The sequence below is a fragment of the Mesorhizobium sp. L-8-10 genome, from assembly GCF_016756635.1.
Lineage (GTDB): Bacteria > Pseudomonadota > Alphaproteobacteria > Rhizobiales > Rhizobiaceae.
This window is the reverse complement of sequence record NZ_AP023263.1, coordinates 195112-212968: the sequence shown is the minus strand read 5'-3', so window position 1 is coordinate 212968 and position 17857 is coordinate 195112. Positions and strand designations below refer to the sequence as shown.

General features: G+C 65.5%; 12 protein-coding genes and 1 riboswitch. Of the genes, 8 read left to right on the top strand and 4 right to left on the bottom strand.

Translation table 11 applies throughout. The features are described 5' to 3' along the window. The 4 genes from JN280_RS00935 to JN280_RS00920 are packed head-to-tail and all read right to left on the bottom strand — an operon-like array spanning position 1 to position 3841. A complete protein-coding gene (locus JN280_RS00935; protein WP_202309679.1) occupies positions 1-819 on the bottom strand; it encodes an SDR family oxidoreductase in 819 nt (272 codons plus the stop codon). Between the two features lie 34 nt (positions 820-853). Then, complete coding sequence (locus JN280_RS00930) at positions 854-2374, bottom strand: tripartite tricarboxylate transporter permease (RefSeq protein WP_202309678.1); 1521 nt, start codon at positions 2372-2374, stop codon at positions 854-856. A 3-nt stretch (positions 2375-2377) separates the two neighbouring features. After that, on the bottom strand, positions 2378-2845 hold the full coding sequence (locus JN280_RS00925) for a tripartite tricarboxylate transporter TctB family protein (protein ID WP_202309677.1): 468 nt from the start codon (positions 2843-2845) through the stop codon (positions 2378-2380). Positions 2846-2863: 18 nt separating this feature from the next. Further along, complete coding sequence (locus JN280_RS00920) at positions 2864-3841, bottom strand: tripartite tricarboxylate transporter substrate binding protein (protein ID WP_202309676.1); 978 nt, start codon at positions 3839-3841, stop codon at positions 2864-2866. 186 nt (positions 3842-4027) lie between these two features. Between JN280_RS00920 and JN280_RS00915 the strand changes: the two genes are divergently transcribed. From JN280_RS00915 to JN280_RS00880, 8 genes are all read left to right on the top strand, one after another. Next, positions 4028-4816 (top strand): FadR/GntR family transcriptional regulator, encoded by a 789-nt coding sequence (locus JN280_RS00915; RefSeq protein WP_202309675.1) that lies wholly within the window; start codon positions 4028-4030, stop codon positions 4814-4816. Between the two features lie 237 nt (positions 4817-5053). Further along, positions 5054-5264: riboswitch (cobalamin riboswitch) on the top strand. A 193-nt stretch (positions 5265-5457) separates the two neighbouring features. After that, entirely contained in the window at positions 5458-7401 is a 1944-nt protein-coding gene (locus JN280_RS00910; protein WP_202309674.1) for a TonB-dependent receptor plug domain-containing protein, read from the top strand. Positions 7402-7424: 23 nt separating this feature from the next. Continuing rightward, positions 7425-8279 (top strand): ABC transporter substrate-binding protein, encoded by an 855-nt coding sequence (locus JN280_RS00905; protein WP_202309673.1) that lies wholly within the window; start codon positions 7425-7427, stop codon positions 8277-8279. Then, a complete protein-coding gene (locus tag JN280_RS00900; RefSeq protein WP_202309672.1) occupies positions 8276-9277 on the top strand; it encodes a FecCD family ABC transporter permease in 1002 nt (333 codons plus the stop codon). Before JN280_RS00905 ends, JN280_RS00900 begins: the two co-directional genes overlap by 4 nt. Then, entirely contained in the window at positions 9274-10071 is a 798-nt protein-coding gene (locus tag JN280_RS00895; protein WP_202309671.1) for an ABC transporter ATP-binding protein, read from the top strand. Before JN280_RS00900 ends, JN280_RS00895 begins: the two co-directional genes overlap by 4 nt. Next, positions 10068-11102, top strand: a complete 1035-nt coding sequence (locus tag JN280_RS00890; RefSeq protein WP_202309670.1) for a DUF6925 family protein — start codon at positions 10068-10070, stop codon at positions 11100-11102. Before JN280_RS00895 ends, JN280_RS00890 begins: the two co-directional genes overlap by 4 nt. 388 nt (positions 11103-11490) lie before the next feature. Next, positions 11491-12621 carry a calcium-binding protein gene (locus tag JN280_RS39905; protein WP_202309669.1) on the top strand — a complete coding sequence of 377 codons (1131 nt, stop codon included), beginning with the start codon at positions 11491-11493 and terminating at the stop codon, positions 12619-12621. 129 nt (positions 12622-12750) lie between these two features. Next, a complete protein-coding gene (locus JN280_RS00880; RefSeq protein ID WP_202309668.1) occupies positions 12751-17850 on the top strand; it encodes a cadherin domain-containing protein in 5100 nt (1699 codons plus the stop codon). Positions 17851-17857: the final 7 nt, after the last annotated feature.

Genomic DNA, 17857 nt, shown 5'->3' with positions numbered 1-17857 from the left:
CTACCAGGCGGTGAACCCGCCATCGACCACGACGTTGGAGCCGGTCATGTAGGACGAGGCATCGGAGGCAAGGAACCGGATCACGCCGTTGTATTCGTCGATTTCCGCCTGGCGCCCCAGGGGCACGCGCTCGAGGAAGGCGTCGATGAACTCCTTGTCGAAGGTAGCGGTCTTCACACCGCCGAAGGAAACGAGATTGACGCGCACTTTCCTGGGGGCCCAATAGGTCGCAAGATAGCGCGTCAGATTGATCAGGCCGGACTTCGACGCCGCATAGGAGACCGCCTTCACGAAGGGTACGCCGTCACGCTTTTCCCGATAGGCATAGAGTGCCTGATTGGGGGAGACCATGCCGTAGATCGAACCGACATTGATGATCGAGCCACGCTGTTCCGCCGCCATGCGGCTTCCCACCACCTGGCTGGTGAGCATGACCCCGGTGAGGTTGGTTTCGATGATCTCGTCCCAGTATTTCTGCGGATATGCCTCGAAGGGCGCGTTCTGTTCGGCCGAGCCGTCCGGCTTGGAATCGATGCCGGCATTGTTGACGAGAATGTGCGGGACGCCCCAGTCGGCGACCAGTTTCCCGGTCGTGGCTTCAAGCGCCGATTTGTCGGTGACGCTTGCTTCGTAGACGCGGATGTTGTCCTCCAGGCCGGGAAACTTCGCGGCCAGTTGTTCCTGTCCGAACGGCCGGCGGCTGAAGATGGCGACTCTGGCGCCGGCTTCGGCCAGGGACGTGGCAAACTGTGTGCCCAATTGTCCGAGGCCGCCGGTCACTACCGCCACGCGGCCTTCCACGGAAAACGTATCGCGCATTTTTGTTGGTCTCCTTGAATGCGTAGGATTCTGATCAGGCTGCCCGCGCGTCCGCCGCGCGCTTGCGCGTGCGCCGCAGGATGCCCCTGAGCAGCGGCATGAGGACGATGCCGCACACGACGACCCCCAGCACGGCGGCAAGGGGGCGGCCGAAGAAGCCAAGGAGGCTGCCGTCGGCGATCTGCATCGACATGATGAAGTTGCGTTCCAGGATTGGCCCGAGCACGAGCCCGAGAATGACGGGCGCGATGGGAAACCGGTTCGATTCCATGAGATAGGCCACAAGGCCCGCGGCCAGCATTGTGCCGACATCGAACGCGGTGTTGTTGATTGCAAACGAGCCGACGACACAAAAGACAAGGATCGAAGGCACGACCAGTCCGCGCGGGACGGAAAGCACGTAATGGGCTCCCTTGATGGCAAAATAGCCGATCGGGACAAGGAGGAGATTGGCCACCGCGAAAGTCAGGATGACGGCCGCGAGCATTGTCGGGTTGTCGACGAAAAGCTGCGGGCCCGGGTTCAGCCCCTTCATGAACAGCACCCCGATGGCGATGGCCGTGACTGCATCCCCCGGGATGCCGAACACGAGTGCGGGAACCCAGGCGCTTGAAAGCCCGGCATTGTTGGACGAGCTGGCCTCGATCAGCCCCTCTTCATGGCCGGTCCCGAACTTCTCCGGTGTCTTCGAGAAGCGCTTGCTCATGCCGTATGCGATCCAGGCGGCCAGATCTCCTCCCACGCCCGGAAGCGCGCCGATCGAGGCACCAAGGGCCGAGCCGCGGAAGAAGCTCAAAGGGTAGGACTTGAACGCCCGCCAGACGCCGGCGAATGGATTGCTCCAGAACGTCTGCCGCTCCGGCACGGGCGGGACCTTCCCGGCGGCCGACAGGCCGCGCAGCAGCTCGGCAAAGGCGAACATGCCGATCATGGTGGGGATGAAGCTGACGCCGCCATAGAGCTCGATGACCCCGAAGGTGAAGCGCGGCTGCCCGGACGTCACATCGAGCCCCACGGTGCTGATCAACAGGCCCAGGCACAGGGAAAAGAGCCCTCGCGCCGGCGAATCCGTGCTTACGAGAGCGGATGTAAGCAGGCCCAGAAGGGCGAGCCAGAAGAACTCGAAGCTTGAAAAGCTCAATGCGGCACGGGCAAGAAGCGGGGCGCTGACCAGAAGCACGATTGCGCCAAACAGACCGCCCGCGGCCGAAAAGACGATGCCGATCCCCATGGCCAGTTGCGCCTTGCCCTTCAGGTTGAGCGCGTAGGCCTCCTCGACATAGGCGGCCGAAGCGGGCGTACCCGGGATGCGCAGCAGGACGCCCGGAAGGTCTCCGGCCGTAATGGCCATCGCGGTGGTGGCCACGATCGCGGCGATGGCCGACACCGGATCCATGTAAAAAGTGAGCGGAATGAGCAGCGCGGTCGCCATGGTGGCGCTCAGCCCGGGAATGGCCCCGACAAACAGACCATAGACGGCCGACAGCAGGATGATGCCGAGCACATGCGGCTGCAAGACGATCGCCAGCCCGTCGAGGAGGATATCGCTGCTCATCCGCTACCCCAGAAATGTCACCGGACCGGCCGGAAGCGGCACATGGAAGAGATGCTTGAAGAGAAGGTAGCACCCGACCACCAGGACCAGCGCGACAGGCACTGCGGCAAGCGGCCGGGCTCCCATGAGCAGCATGAGCGGCAAGGCATAGAGCAATCCGAACAGGGGAAATCCGAGCCATGGCAGAAAGGCGATGCCAAGCATCACGCCGCCGATCGCCCATGCCGCGCACAGCAGGCCCCTGCGCTGCCCCTTCCACACCGAAACGTCCATCAGGGGGCCGCCGGCAGATCGCAGACCGCCAAGGAGTATCGCGATCCCGCATCCCGCCATCACGATGCCGACAAGGGTCGGCATGAGCGAGGGCCCGAATGACGCGCCGGGCACCGCCGGTATCTGCCGCGCGCCCCAGATCACGCATAGGGCAAGGAGCGTCAGGCCTATGCCGACAATCCTGTCGTCGATCCGCATGACGCTTCCCCGGCCGGTCTACTGCTTCGCCAGGCCGACCGCCTGCATGGCCTTGACCAGCGCGTCGCGCGAGCGCTTCACCGTGTCGGTGAAGGTACCGGTATCCTGATACGCCACCGAGAAACCGCGCGACTGCATCATGGCGATGAAGTCCTCGTCCCGGGTGATCTCGGCCAGGGCATCCGACATCTTGCCCACGACCTCGTCGGGCAAGCCGGCCGGGCCGGCCATGCCGCGGAAAGGCAGCGGCGACCATTCGACCCCGAGCGCCTCCCTGGCGGTCGGAAGCTCGGGATGGAGGGAACTGCGTTCGTCGGCGAGGACGACCAGCGTCCTGGCCTCGCCGGCATCGACGAGCGACCGGGCCTCCGCCGGCGAGGTCGACACTATGTCGATCGCGTCGGCGGCGAGCTGCTGCATCGCCGGCGCCGAACCGTCGGAAGCGACCCAGGGGCTTGCTTCCGGATCGATGCCCATCGTGTTCAGCAGGCCCGCCCAGGCGAGGTGGGAAAGCCCGCCGCGATTGGCGCCGGATGCCTTGAGATCGCCCGGATTGGCCTTGACCGCCTCGATGAGATCCCGGGGCGTTTCGTAAGGAGCGTCGGCGCGCACGTTCAAAGCGATGGGATCGGCGTTGTAGCGCCCCAGAAGCGTGAATTGCTCGGGCGCGGCGCCGGGCAGGCCCTGCGCTTCGAACATCGTGGTCTCGATTGTGATCACGCCGAGCGTATAGCCGTCGGGAGCCGAATTGGCGATGGTGATGTGGCCCACGAGACCGCCGCCGCCAGTGCGGTTGACGACGTTGAAGGGCTGGCCGAAGCGCTCTTCGAGCTCCTGGGCCAGAGCGCGGGCCGTCGCGTCGGTGCCCCCGCCTGCGGACCAGGGAACGATTATCGTGACCGGGCGCTCGGGCCAATCGGCCAGCGCGGGAGCGGTGAAGGCCACCGCCCCGCCCATGAAGACGGTGGCCGCCAGGGCGGCTGTGAAAAATCTCATGTCTGCATCCTCCCAACATAAAGAGCCGGCGTTGCGCCGCAAATGCGCATTGGCGTGGCCAGCGGATGGCATCTCATGTCATAAGTCATATGTCAAGACTTGACGAGCTTACTTGACACCACTTATGACACCAGTAGCTTCGCGAGGCCCGCCGCGACGGAACGGGCACGGCAGGAAGGCCGGGAGATGACTGCGTCGACAGGGACGGCACGACACAGGGACAAGCTCCATTCGACGGTTGCCGCGGCCGTCGAGGGGCGCATTCTGGCGGGTGAACTATCGGTCGGCGAGAAGTTGCCTTCCGAGAGCGATCTGGCGCGGGAATTCGGCGTTTCGACCCGCTCGGTCCGCGAGGCGATGCAGATACTCGAGACGAAGGGCCTTGTGCGGCGACGGCATGGCGAGCGCACCACTGTGGCTCGCGACGACGTGGGCGAGTTTCTCGGGACGCTGGCCGCGACCGTGCGCCAATTGCTGTCGACGAACGCGCGTCATCTTACCGAACTGATGGTCGTGCGCCGCATGATCGAGATAAACGTTCTCGAACTGCTCATGTCCGGCGGGCCGACAGAACTCGACGATGTCGAAAAGGCCTTGGCCGATATGCGGGAGGCGGGCAGGAACAAGGACTTCTCCGGCTTTACCGCCGCGGACGCGGCCTTTCACAGGGCGCTGGTGCGGGCCGCCGGCAACACGATCCTCACCGTCTTCTATGACAATCTCTATGGGCTCGTGACCGAAGTCATTCGCGTGACGAGCAGCGTTCCGACCAAATCCTACGAGGCGGCCTACGCCGAGCATGCCGAAATATATGACAGGATAAGAGCGTGCGACATCGAGCACGCGAAGTCGCTGATGCGCGCGCATATCGACAACAGCGCGGAGTATTTGCGGCTTGCGATAGAACGCTCCGAACAGAAGAACGGTGCGCGCAGCCTGGCGGCAAACGAACGCCACCCCCTCTCCTCGAGCTAATAGCAGCCTCCCTCGGGATTGAGAAGCGGGCGGCGCGTTCCCGGTAGCGCAATGCGCAACGGACTTGCCTTCGCCGTACACTTGGCAGTTGCCTCTCCTCCACGCCAGCGTGGGGGATATCGTGTCCGCGCTTGCGCACTATATCGGGCTGAAAAGCACACTCCGGCAAGCCGGAGCGGCCTCTTCCCCGGTGGAAAGAATGCCAACCGGAGGTTGACGCCGGCCGGGCCCGTCGATAGCTTGCCGGCCGGAACTGGTTCCGCCCGCAAGGCGGATGAAAAGGGAACACGGTGAGGCCGGCACGCTTGGCCGAATCCGCGACTGCCCCCGCAACTGTAACCGTTGAGCCATCTTCCACTAGGCCACTGGCCGCGTCCGCGCGGCCGGGAAGGCGGAAGACCGGCGAGGACACGGAAGTCAGGAGACCTGCCTTTTCCGGTCACCCATGCCTGGACACGGGGTGTGTTCCGGCGCGGTCGTCCGTGGCGGTGACATTTGAGAAAGTGTTGCCGCATGCCGGAGACGGCCGGGGATGAAGATGCACGTGCCTGCCATTGAGACCATCGCCGATTCTCGCCTGCGGTTCATCGCAAACCACGGGGCGGCTCCACTCGCCCTGCCAGATGATTTCGGGGGCGGAAATGAGAAGGACCATGATCGCGGCGGGCACGCTGGTGCTGGCGCTCGCAGGCAATGCCGAGGGGCAGGAGGCCGCGGCCGAGACGGATGAGGTCGGCCAGCTCGACGAGATCCTCGTCACGGACGGGCTGACGCCGATCGAACAGGAGAAGTCGGGCAGGGCTTTCACGGTCATCACCGGCAAGCAGCTCGAGCAGAACCAGATCCGCTATGTCGCCGACGCGCTGCGTCTGGTGCCGGGCTTTTCCATCTCGCGCAGCGGGTCCTTCGGCGGCTTCACCCAGGTGCGCGTGCGCGGCGCCGAGGCCAACCAGCTGCTGGTCATGGTCGACGGCGTCGACGTCGGCGAGACGTCGAGCGGCGAGTTCGACTTCGGCAGCCTGGTCGCCGACGACATCGACCGCATCGAGATACTGCGCGGTCCCCAGAGTACGTTCTGGGGCGCCAACGCGCTGGCGGGCGTGGTCAACATCATCACGAAGCGCGGCGAGCGCAACGACTTCCAGGGCAGCGCACGCAGCGAGGTCGGCACGGACGGCACCTGGCTGGGCGGGGTGTCGCTGAGCGGCGGCGGCGAGAATTTCGACGCCGCCTTCGCCGGGGTCTTCCGCAACACCGGCGGCTTCAACATTTCCGACTACGGCACGGAGAAGGACGGCGACCGCAACGCCACGCTGAACGGCCGCTTCGCGGCCGACGTGTCGCCGGCGCTCACCGTCGACGGCACGCTGCGCTATGTCGATCGCAAGAGCGACGTCGACCCGCAGGACTACAGCTGGGGCAGCCCGACCTATGGCGAGGTGGTCGACGGTCCGGACAGCACCGCGACGCAGGAATTCTTCGGCTCGCTCGGCGCGACCCATGTGTCCTTCGATGGCGCCCTCACCCAGAAGATGCGCTTTGCCGGAAGCGACGCTCATCGCGAGGATTTTTCCGGCGGCCTGACCACCTGGAACGACGGCAACCGCTACAACGGGACCTACCAGGCCTCCTATTCCTTCGACACATCAGCGATGCTCGACGCCAAGCATCAGCTGACCGGCGGCTATGAATGGCAGCAGGAGACGTTTACGCCCAGCCATCTCAGCGAGACCTTCGAGCGCAACACCAACTCCTTCGTCGGCGAGTATCGCGGCGAGTTCCTCGATCGCTTCTATGTCAACGCCGGCGTCCGGTACGACATCAACGACCGCTTCGGAGATGCGACGACCTACAGCCTGAGCGGCGCCTGGCGGATCACGCCGGCAACCCGGCTGCACAGCTCCGTCGGCACCGGCGTGACCAGTCCGACCTTCTTCGAGCAGTTCGGCTATGTGCCCGACAATTTCGTCGGCAACCCTGATCTCGTTCCGGAGGAGAGCCTGGGCTGGGATGTCGGCATCGAGCAGGGCTTCTTCGGCGGGGCGCTGGTCACCGACGTGACCTATTTCAACCAGGACCTCAGCAACGAGATCGCGCTGGTCTATGGCGGGCCGCCGACCTACCCGTCGACCCCGATCAATCGCAGCGGGAAGAGCAAGCGGGAGGGCGTGGAAGTGGCGGCCACCGTCAATCTCTTCGACGGTTTCACGGCGGCGGCGACCTATACCTACACATCGTCCAGCGAGCAGACCGACGCGGGCGGACCGCGCCTGAAAGAGGTGCGCCGCCCTGAACACTCCGCTTCGCTTACGGCGGCCTATGTGTTCCACGAGAAGCGCGCCCGTGTGTTCGGCGAACTGGTGTACAACGGGACGATGGAGGATTTCGACTTCCGCGGTCCCTTGCCCGCGCGGATCGCGATGCCGGCCTACACGGTGGTCAATTTCGGCGGCAGCTTCAGGTTCAACGATCATTTCGAGGCCTACGGGCGCGTCGATAATCTGTTCGACGAGGATTACGAGGAGGTGTTCGGCTACAACACGCAGGGACGCACCGCCTTCTTCGGACTGAGAGGGACATTCTAGCGTTCGCCGGGAGTTGCAGCAGGATGAGACATCTCGAACTCATGGTAAGGGTGGCGGCATGCGCCGCCGCCTTCTTCGCCGTTTCGCCTGCCGTGGCGGGTGAGGGGCCGAAACGCGTCGTGTCGATGAATGTCTGTACCGACCAGTTGGCGATGCTCGTCGCCGGCGAGGGGCAACTCCTGTCGGTGTCCTATCTGGCGAGCGATCCCTCGACGTCGGTGCTGGCCGAAGAAGCGGGACGCTACAGGGTGAACCACGGCCTCGCCGAAGAGATCTTCCTGTTGCATCCGGACCTGGTGATCGCCGGGACCTACACGACAAGGACCACGGTCGAGCTCCTGCGCCGCCTCGGGATCCGGGTGGAGGAGTTCGCGCCGGAAAGTTCGATCGATGATATCAGAGCGAGCCTGACGCGCATGGGTGACCTGCTCGGCCGGCCAGGGCGCGCAGCCGGACTGGTCGCCGAGCTCGACCGCGGCCTTGCCGCGCTTGCGGCCGATCGCCCGCCGGAACGGAGCGTCGCGCTCTACTACGCCAACAGCTACACGTCCGGCGCGGGGACGCTGGTCGATGCGGTCGTGGACGCGGCCGGCCTCGTCAACATCGCCGACAGGCTGGGCATCGTCGGAACCGTCGAACTGCCGCTCGAACTGCTCGTTCTGGCCGCCCCCGATATGGTTGTCGGCGACGAGGGGCGCTATGCGAAACCCGCGCTCGCCCAGGAGATCTTCATGCATCCCGCCTTCAAGGCGCTGCTTTCGAAGGCCCGCCCCGTCGTCGTGCCGAGTGCCTATACGATCTGCGGCGCGCCCTTCACGCTGGAGGCTGCCCGTATCCTCCAAGGTGCAGCGCGGGAGCCGGCGGGGGCGCTGCGATGAGCGACGTCTTCCGCTACAGGCTGGTGCTCGTGGTGTTGGCCGCGACCACGGCGGTGCTCTTCCTGCTGTCGCTGACCGTCGGGCCGGCGGCGATCGGCTTTCGCGACAGCATCGCGGCGCTGTTCTCGGACCAGCGCGACGCCATTGCGTTGATCATGCGCGAGATCCGGCTGCCGCGCGCCCTGCTGGGCCTGACGATCGGCGCGACGCTCGGCCTTTGCGGCGCGGCCCTTCAGGGGTATCTGCGCAATCCGCTTGCCGAGCCCGCCCTCATCGGGGTCAGCGCCTCGGCCTCGCTCGGGGCCGTTCTCGCGATCTACACGGGGTTCAGCGCGCTCTTCCCGCTCGGTCTGCCGCTCGCCGCCCTGGCCGGCGCGGTCGCCGCGGTTATCGTCGTGCAGGCGCTCGCCGGCGGCCGGGGCGGCGCCTTGACCATCATCCTCGCCGGGGTGGCCGTGTCGAGCTTTGCCGGCGCAATGACGTCGCTCGCGCTCAACCTCTCGTCCAATCCCTATGCCGCGCTGGAGATCGTGTTCTGGATGCTGGGCTCGCTCGCCGACCGCTCGATGACCCATGTGTGGCTGGCCGCTCCCTTCATGCTGGCCAGCTGGATCATGCTCGGGCTTCTCGGACGCGCCCTCGACCTGCTCACGCTGGGCGGCGACGCCGCGCAGACGATGGGCGTCGACATGCGCCGCGTTCAACTCATGGCCGTGCTGGGCACGGCCGCATCGGTGGGAGCCGCGACCGCCGTGGCCGGCGCCATCGGCTTCGTCGGGCTGGTCGTGCCCCATATCCTGCGGCCGCTGGTCGGCGCGCGGCCGTCGCGCCTGCTGGCCGCCAGCGCGCTCGGCGGCGCCTCGATGCTGCTTGCCGCCGACATCCTCGTGCGCGTGATCGCACCTGGCAGGGATCTGAAGCTCGGCGTTGTGACGGCGATCGTCGGTGCGCCGTTCTTCCTGTGGCTGGTCTGGCGCACGCGGAGGAAGCTGGCATGACGCTGCTCGCTGTTTCGCGACTCGGCGCCGCGCTTGGCGGAAAGCCCGTTCTCCGGGACGTCTCCTTCGCCATCGGCGCCGGCGAGTTCGTCGGGCTGATCGGGCCCAACGGTGCGGGAAAATCCACGCTGCTTCGTTCGATCCTGGGGCTCGTCGATGCCGAGGGCGAGGTGAAGCTGACCGGGCAGGACGTGCGGGCGCTGCGCGCGGCGGAACGCGCCCGCCGCGTCGCCTATCTTCCGCAGGAACGCGAGGTGGCTTGGGCAGTGCCGGCCGAGGTGGTGGTTTCGCTCGGCCGTGCGCCGCACCGTCCGGCCTTTGCCGGTTTCACGCCGGCTGACCGGGCGGCGGTCGAGCAGGCGATGCGGCGCATGGAGGTCGATCGGTTGCGCGGACGCCCGGCCACGGAACTGTCGGGCGGCGAGAAGGCGCGGGTGCTGATCGCGCGCGCGCTCGCGCAGGAAGCGCCGCTGCTTCTGGCCGACGAGCCGACAGCAGGTCTCGATCCGTCGCACCAGATCGCGCTGATGCGGATTTTCGCGTCGCTGGCGGGCGAGGGGCGGAGCGTCGTCGCCTCTATGCATGATCTCAGCCTCGCCGCACGCTGGTGCTCGCGGCTCGTCCTGCTCGACCGGGGCGCGATCGTCGCCGACGGCCGGCCGGAAGAGGTGCTGACGGTTGACCGGCTGCGGAAAGTCTATGGGGTGGAAGCTCATTTCGGCGAAGCGGCCGGAAAGATGATCGTCCTGCCGCTCGATGCCGCGGAAGAGAACGGCGCAGGAGATGATCGATGAGCGAACTGGAACACCTTGCCCGGCAGCACCTCGCGGATTGGCGAACAGGCTGGAGCATGGGCAGCGTGGGGGCGATCGCCGAATTCCACCAGGACGAGGGAGAGACCGCGGTCATCGACGACGGCTTCTCTTTCGCCCGCGCCACGAGGCGTGGTGGTATCCGCCTCGACCGCAAGCGGATCGGCAGCATAATTCCTGTCGCCTATGAGACGCTCAGCCCGAAAAGGCATCGCTGGAGCCATGCGGTGGCGCTCTGCCTGCCCGAGCAGGACGCACGTCGCGATGCCCGTTCGGTCCTCACCGAGATCGGCCCGGACGACAACGCCATCCGCGGCATTGATCGCACCGGCATCCTGTTCGACATGGGTCTTTCGCTGCCGCAATGCGATTTCTGCATTCGTACCAGTGAGCCGAAGCTGCTCGCAGTGCTGCGCGCCGGCTTGGGACGGTCGCTGTTCGAACACGACAATCCCGTCATGGGCGCCATCCTGGCGGCGCATCCGCATCGGGTAGCGCTCACCAATATCGGCAGGGTCGAGGTCTATCAGAAGATCGGCGGGCCGGACACGGGCGGCGTCTCTCCGCCCGGGCCGCACACCCATGTCCTGCCGAAGCTCCTGCGCGGCGGCCGCACCCATTCCGCCAACACCCCCATCCCCGAGTTACTGATGCCGCTCGGCGCCATGCATCCGGGCAATCCGGCAATCGGGCCGCTGGGCGAAGACCTGCCCTTCGACGTCGGACGGCATAGGGCTTTCCAGGGACTGCTCGCCTCCTTCGGCCGGCCTGACATCGTCGAGGCCAAGCAACGCGTGCTGCGTGGGATCGAGGACGGCCTCGCCCCCCGGGACTTCGTCATGCCGGGCGATCGGTTTGCCCGGTCGGCGGTCCGGCTTGCGCTGCGCCAGCAGGCGCGGCTCGCCGAAGAGGCCGGCGATGCTGCGCTTGCGCGCCTGGTGGATGCCTGGCGACGCCAATTCGATCCCGACACGCGGTCGGACGACGAAGACGACGATGCGCCCGGCCATTGATCGCTCGAGCGGAGTAAGCCGACCAATCATCCGTAATAGCTCGATTCTAATTCTTGACTCCAAATATCACCTTTAATATCAGCAGTTCAGCCAACCGCTGCTCGGAACTCCCGCACCGGTCCAGCCAGAGATACGGCCGTCCCACGCCAATGCGCGTGGCTATGCACGGGGATAAGGGCATGCGGGCGGGTGTTGGTAATTACTTGACACATTTAATCAAGTTATCTAGCGTGAGTTGTGGGGCGGATTAAACCGGTTGCGCCGTTGAGGCGCTCAGGGGCAGCTTCCCTCACGACATAGCCAGCCATTTTGCAAGCGATCTCGACCCGGCAGCGCCCGCGCTATCGGAGCGCGCAGCGTTTTGCCTTGCATCTGGAGAAATTGGAAAATGGCCGTCACCATCACGGTCGGCACTACCGCCGGCCTCAACTATGACGAGTATCTCGGGACTTCGACCGCATCATTCCTCTATGGACATGCGGCCGACCCGGCCTATGGCGAATTCTACGGCACCGGCCACACAATCTTCGGCGGCCCGCAGCATCTGGTCTCCGGCTCGGCCGTCGACGGTACGGTGACGCCGACCGAGAAGGCGGTCCTCGCCACCGGCGACTTCGACTATACCTTTTCTACCCACACGCTCGACGGGACGCTGAACAAGGTCGAGTTCGGCTATGGCCCCAAGGTCAACCCGGCCGGCCTGCTCGGGGCCGACAGCTATGTCACGCTCGACACGGCGACGGAACTCACCATAGACGGGCTGAACCTGACGACGTCGGGCAGCGGCGCCGATACGGTGCATTCGATCCTCTACGGCTTCCTCAGCGATACGGCCGCACCGCTGACCGGCTATCTCGCGACGCTGACATCGGGTGTCGAGTTCCTTGGCAATGCCGGCGCCGACACCTTCACCGGCTATGGCTACAACGACGTCATCTCAGGCGGAGGCGGCGCCGACACGCTGAACGGCGCGGGCGGCGACGACACGATCGACGGCGGCCTGGGCAATGACGCCATCGACGGCGGCACCGGCGCCGACACGGTGACCTATGCCGGTGCGGGCAGTGCGGTCACGATCAATCTCGGTGCCGGAACCTCGAGCGGCGGCCTCGGTGCCGACACGCTGGCCAATATCGAGAATGCCATCGGGTCCGCCTCCAACGATACGCTGTTCGGCGGCGCGGCGACGAACCGCCTCACGGGCGGAGCGGGCAACGACAGCTTCAATTTTGCCTCCGGCACCAATGCCTCGGCCGACACGATCGCCGATTTCAACGGAATCTCGCTGGCCGGCGGCGATGTCGACGTGATCAACCTGCGCGCCGTCGCCGGCCTCACCGCCTGGGGCGGTACGACGGCGGGCGCCAACAGCGTCTGGTACGCCACGGGTTCGACCGACACGGTCGTCTATGGCGACACAAGCGGCGACGGTGTCGCCGATTTCTCATTCACGCTCGCCGGCTATGTCGGCGGGCTGAGCGGTGCGACCTCCGGCAGCGCCTTCGACATTCTCGTCTGACCTTCGAGGGAAGGCCGGCTCGCCCCGGCCTTTCCTTTCCATATGGGTTCGTCCCGGGGCGGGCGGACCAGGTTTCAATCGACGGCTTCCGCATGGGCGCGGGAGCCAAGTTCCAAGGGGTGGCTCGTTATGGCTCCAATCACGATCGCGGAAAACACACAGCCCGGCACTCTGGTGACGACCATTGCGGCGCCGATCCATCCCGACGACGGCTCGGTGGGTGTGCTGGGAATGATCAACGGGGTCGATTCCAGCACCTATTTCGATTTCCAGTTCGAGGCGGACGGCTCCATCTCCGTCTATTCGACCGCAACGGCCTTCGATTTCGAGAACCCGCCCACTGTCGACCATTTTTATCTCCAGGTCTTCGTCTATGCGGACGGCAGCACCTATGACGTGCCCGTCACGCTGACCGTGACCGACGATGCTGCGCCTGCCGGGCTCGCCCTGACCGGAAACACGGTGGCCGAGGATGCCGCGCCCGGCACGGTGGTCGGGACGCTGTCGGCGACCGACGCGGAAGGGCAGCCCCTCACCTACACGCTGACCGACGATGCCGGCGGCAAGTTCGAGGTCGTCGTCAACGAATTGCGCGTCAAGGCCGGGCTCGATCACGAACTCGCAGCCGAGCACGCAGTGACCGTCCAGGTCTCGGACGGCGAGAACCAGGTTTCCCAGACATTCACGATAGGAGTTACGGACGTGGCCGAGCCGCTTGGCACAATCACAATCGACGCTTCCGGCGCGGACGGAATGGACCTCGAGGCCTTTCTGCGCGGCGGCTTCGTCGCCGGCGAGACGGGCGGTGGGTTTCCTTCCTTCGACAACAGCGGCAACTTTTCCGGTGAGGAGATGTTCATCGGTTACGGCACCGACGCCGCGTCGAAATATGTCCTGGCGCACGGCCAGCTTGCCTACGGCTTCGGCACGCATACGATCCACGGAACGATCGACACGCTGGAGTACGGGACGCGCGGCACCGGCAGCTTCGATGCCGACGGCTATTTCGTCGGCGGCGCCGCGCAGCTCAGGATCACAGGGCTCGACTTCAAGAACGCCCTGCCGGCAAATGCGACCGAAGAGGCGGAGATCGAGGCCAACGGTCTCGTGCATCTGTTCGGCATCGCTCACATGTATGGCGACGCCACCGGCACGCCGAATGAGCAGCGGGTCCTCGACGCGCTCGCCAAGATCGCCGATGCGCTTGACCTCTATGCCCAGAATTTCATCGGCTCGACGGGAGCCGATCTCTATGTCGGCACCCAGTTCGGCGATACGATCAGAGGCCAGGCCGGCAACGACATCCTGTCCGGAGGCGGCGGCGTCGATACCGCGATCTTCGGCGGGAACTTCGCCGACTACACAATCACCAAGAACGCCGACGGGACGATCACGATCGTCGACAATGTGACTGGCGATGGCGACGACGGGACCGACCGGCTGCTCGGCATCGAGAAGCTGCAGTTCGCCGACGGCGTTCAGGATGCGCCGGCAAACGAAGCGCCGACCAACTTTGCGTTTTCGACGTCGCCGCAGCCGGAGGACACGCCGGTCGACACCGTCGTCGGCACATTCTCCGCGACCGATCCTGAAGGCGGCGCGTTGACCTATGCGCTCGTGACCGACGCCGGCGGCCTGTTCGAGCTCGTCGGCAATGAACTGCGTCTGAAGAGCGGGCTGGACTATGAAACAAATGCGTCGCCCGAGGTGACGGTGAAGGTGACCGACCTCGCCGGAAACGAGGTCAGCCAGACCTTCACGGTGACGGTCACCGATTTGGACGAGGCTCCTGTGAATCTGGAGCTGTCCTCGACCTCGGTTCTGGAAAGCGCGGCGATCGGCACCGTGGTGGGCACCTTCTCGGCCACCGATCCCGAAGGCGGGGCGATCACCTATGTCCTGACGGCCGATGCCGGCGACAAGTTCGAAATCGTCGGCAACGAACTGCGGCTGAAGGCCGGAGTGAACTTCGAGGCCGCGACGTCGCATGCCGTCACCGTCACGGCGACCGACGCGAATGACAATGTGACGACGCGCAGCTTCACGATCAACGTGGGGAATGTCGACGAGGCACCGACTGCGCCGACCTTGTCCGCAACGGCTGTCGCCGAGAATTCGGCCGCCGGCACCGTGGTCGGAACGCTCGCTTCGACCGATCCCGAAGGAGGCGCCGTCTCCTATGTGCTGACGAACGATGCCGACGGCCTGTTCGTGGTGGACGGCAACCAGATCAAGCTGGCGAAGCCGCTCGGCGACTACGAGACCGCGGCCAGCAAGACCTACGATATCACCGTCGAGGCGAAAGATGCCGCCGGCAACACCACGGCCAGGACGTTCACGATCCGGCACGCGGACGCGTTCGACGCCCCGGAAGGAACGCTCACCATCGATGCCAGCGGCCTCGGCTCGACCGGCGTCAATTTCAGCTCATTCATCACGAACTACTTCGCCGGCCTCGCCGGCCCGAGCTACAACTTCTACGGCGGAACGCCCGACGCCAACCCCTATGGGCCGGGCAACGTCTATGTGAACGGCGATCAGATCGCGTTCAGATACAAGCGGGGAGGCGTCGATACGGCGGACCGTGTGGTGCTCGGCGGCGAAGGCCTCGCCTATGACTATATCCACCACGGCGCCCAGTACGGCCATGGCATTTCCGGCTCGCTCGACACGCTGACGTTCGGCCAGTGGGTCGACGGCGTGACGACGGGGACCGAGGGAACCGGCAGCGCCGGTCTGCTCCAGGGCCTACTCGAGCAGGTCAGGATCAGCGGCTTCGATCTCGACGCCGTCCGGGGCACGGGCAGCAACGCGTCCCTCAATCTCGTCCATGCGCTCTACAACGCCGTGCAGAGCCGCAACGCCGCAGCCATCTACGACGTTCTTTCCAATTACGCTCAGAACTTCACCGGCACTACCGGGAACGACGTCTTCTTCGGCTCCGGATTCGGCGACACGATCGACGGCAATGGCGGCATGGACGTGCTGGTCGGCGGCGACGGAAACGACGTCTATATCGTCGACGGCAGCACGGACGTCGTTGTCGAAAACTTCGGCGAAGGGATCGACACGATCAGGTCAACCGCGAGCTACAGGCTCTCGGCCCATGTCGAGAATCTCCAGCTTCTGGGATCGGCGGATCTCGACGGCACCGGCAACGAACTCGCCAACACGATCATAGGCAATTCGGGCAACAACAAGCTCGATGGCGGGGCGGGAGCGGACAGCCTCAGCGGCGCCGCGGGCGACGACATCTATGTCGTCGACAATGCCGGCGACAGGGTCACGGAGGCGGCCGGCGCCGGCACGGACAGTGTCGAGGCTTCCGTCAGCTTCGCCCTGTCTGCGAATGTCGAGAATCTGACGCTCACCGGTTCGGCGATTATCAACGGCACGGGCAACACGCTCAACAACGTCATCGCCGGCAACGGCGCGAACAATGTGCTGAACGGCGGCGGCGGAGCGGACCGCCTGGTCGGCGGCGCCGGCAACGACACCTATGTCACCGACGGCGGCGACACGATCGTCGAGACCGCCAATGCCGGCACCGACATGGTGCAGTCGTCGGTCAACTACATCCTGGGCTCCAATCTCGAGAATCTGACGCTGACGGGCTCTGCGGTTTGGGGTACGGGCAACACGCTCAACAATGTCATCACCGGCAACGGCGCGAACAATGTGCTGAACGGCGGCGGCGGAGCGGATCGCCTGGTCGGCGGCGCCGGCAACGACACCTATATCACCGACGGCGGCGACACGATCGTCGAGGCGGCCGGCGCCGGCACCGACACGGTGCGGTCGTCGGTCAACTACACGCTGGGCGCCAATCTGGAAAACCTGACGCTGACGGGCTCCGCGGTTTGGGGCACGGGCAACACGCTCAACAACGTCATCACCGGCAACGGCGCGAACAATGTGCTGAACGGCGGCGGCGGAGCGGATCGCCTGGTCGGCGGCGCCGGCAACGACACCTATCTCACCGACGGCAGCGATGTGATCGTCGAGGCGGCCGGTGCCGGCACCGACACGGTGCAGTCGGCGGCGAACCATACGCTGGCGGCCAATCTGGAGAACCTGACGCTCACCGGCGCGGCGCTGGTCGGAACGGGCAACGCGCTCAACAACGTCATCACGGGTAATGCGCTTGCCAACGCGCTGAATGGCGGCGGCGGCGTGGATCGCCTCGTCGGCGGGGCTGGCAACGACACCTATGTCACCGACGGCGGCGACACGATCGTCGAGGCGGCCAATGCCGGCACCGACACGGTGCGGTCGTCGGTCAACTACACGCTGGGCGCCAATCTGGAAAACCTGACGCTGACGGGCTCTGCGGTTTGGGGCACGGGCAACACGCTCAACAATGTGATCGCAGGCAATGCGCTCGCCAACACGCTGAATGGCGGGGCAGGGGCGGATCGTCTGGTCGGCGGAGCGGGCAACGACACCTACTATGTCGACAATGCCGGCGATGTCGTTGTCGAGGCTGCCGGTCAAGGCACCGATCGGGTGTTCTCGTCGGTGAATCACTCGCTCGCCGCCAATGTAGAGAACCTGACGCTCACCGGATCGGCGCTGGTCGGCGTGGGCAATGGGCTCGGCAATGTCATCACAGGCAATGCGCTGGCCAACACGTTGAACGGTGGCGCGGGGGCGGATCGCCTGGTTGGCGGCGCCGGCAACGACACCTATCATGTCGACAACGCCAGGGACGTCGTCGTCGAGGTTGCAGGCCAGGGCACCGACCGCGTGATCTCGTCGGTGAGCCACACGCTTGCCGCTCATGTCGAGAACCTGACCCTGTCTGGCTCGGCCGTGTCGGGCACGGGCAACACGCTCAACAACGTCATCGTGGGCACAACCGGCAACAATGTGCTCGCCGGCGGCTGGGGCAACGACACGCTGACCGGCGGTACGGGCTCCGACACCTTCCTGTTCAATACTTCGCTCAACCGGACGAGCAATGTCGACCGCATCACCGACTTCAACGTCGCGGCCGACACGATCCGGCTGGACAATGCGGCGTTCAAGGGACTGGCAGAGGGCTGGCTGGCGGCTGGTGCCTTCCATACCGGCGCGGCGGCGGCCGATGCGCAGGACCGCATCATCTACAACAAGGCGACGGGCGCGATCTCCTTCGATGCCGACGGCTCCGGTTCCGGCGCCGCCATCCACTTCGCCACGGTCTCCGCGGGCCTCGCGCTGACCAATGCGGACTTCTTCGTCATCTGACCGCAAG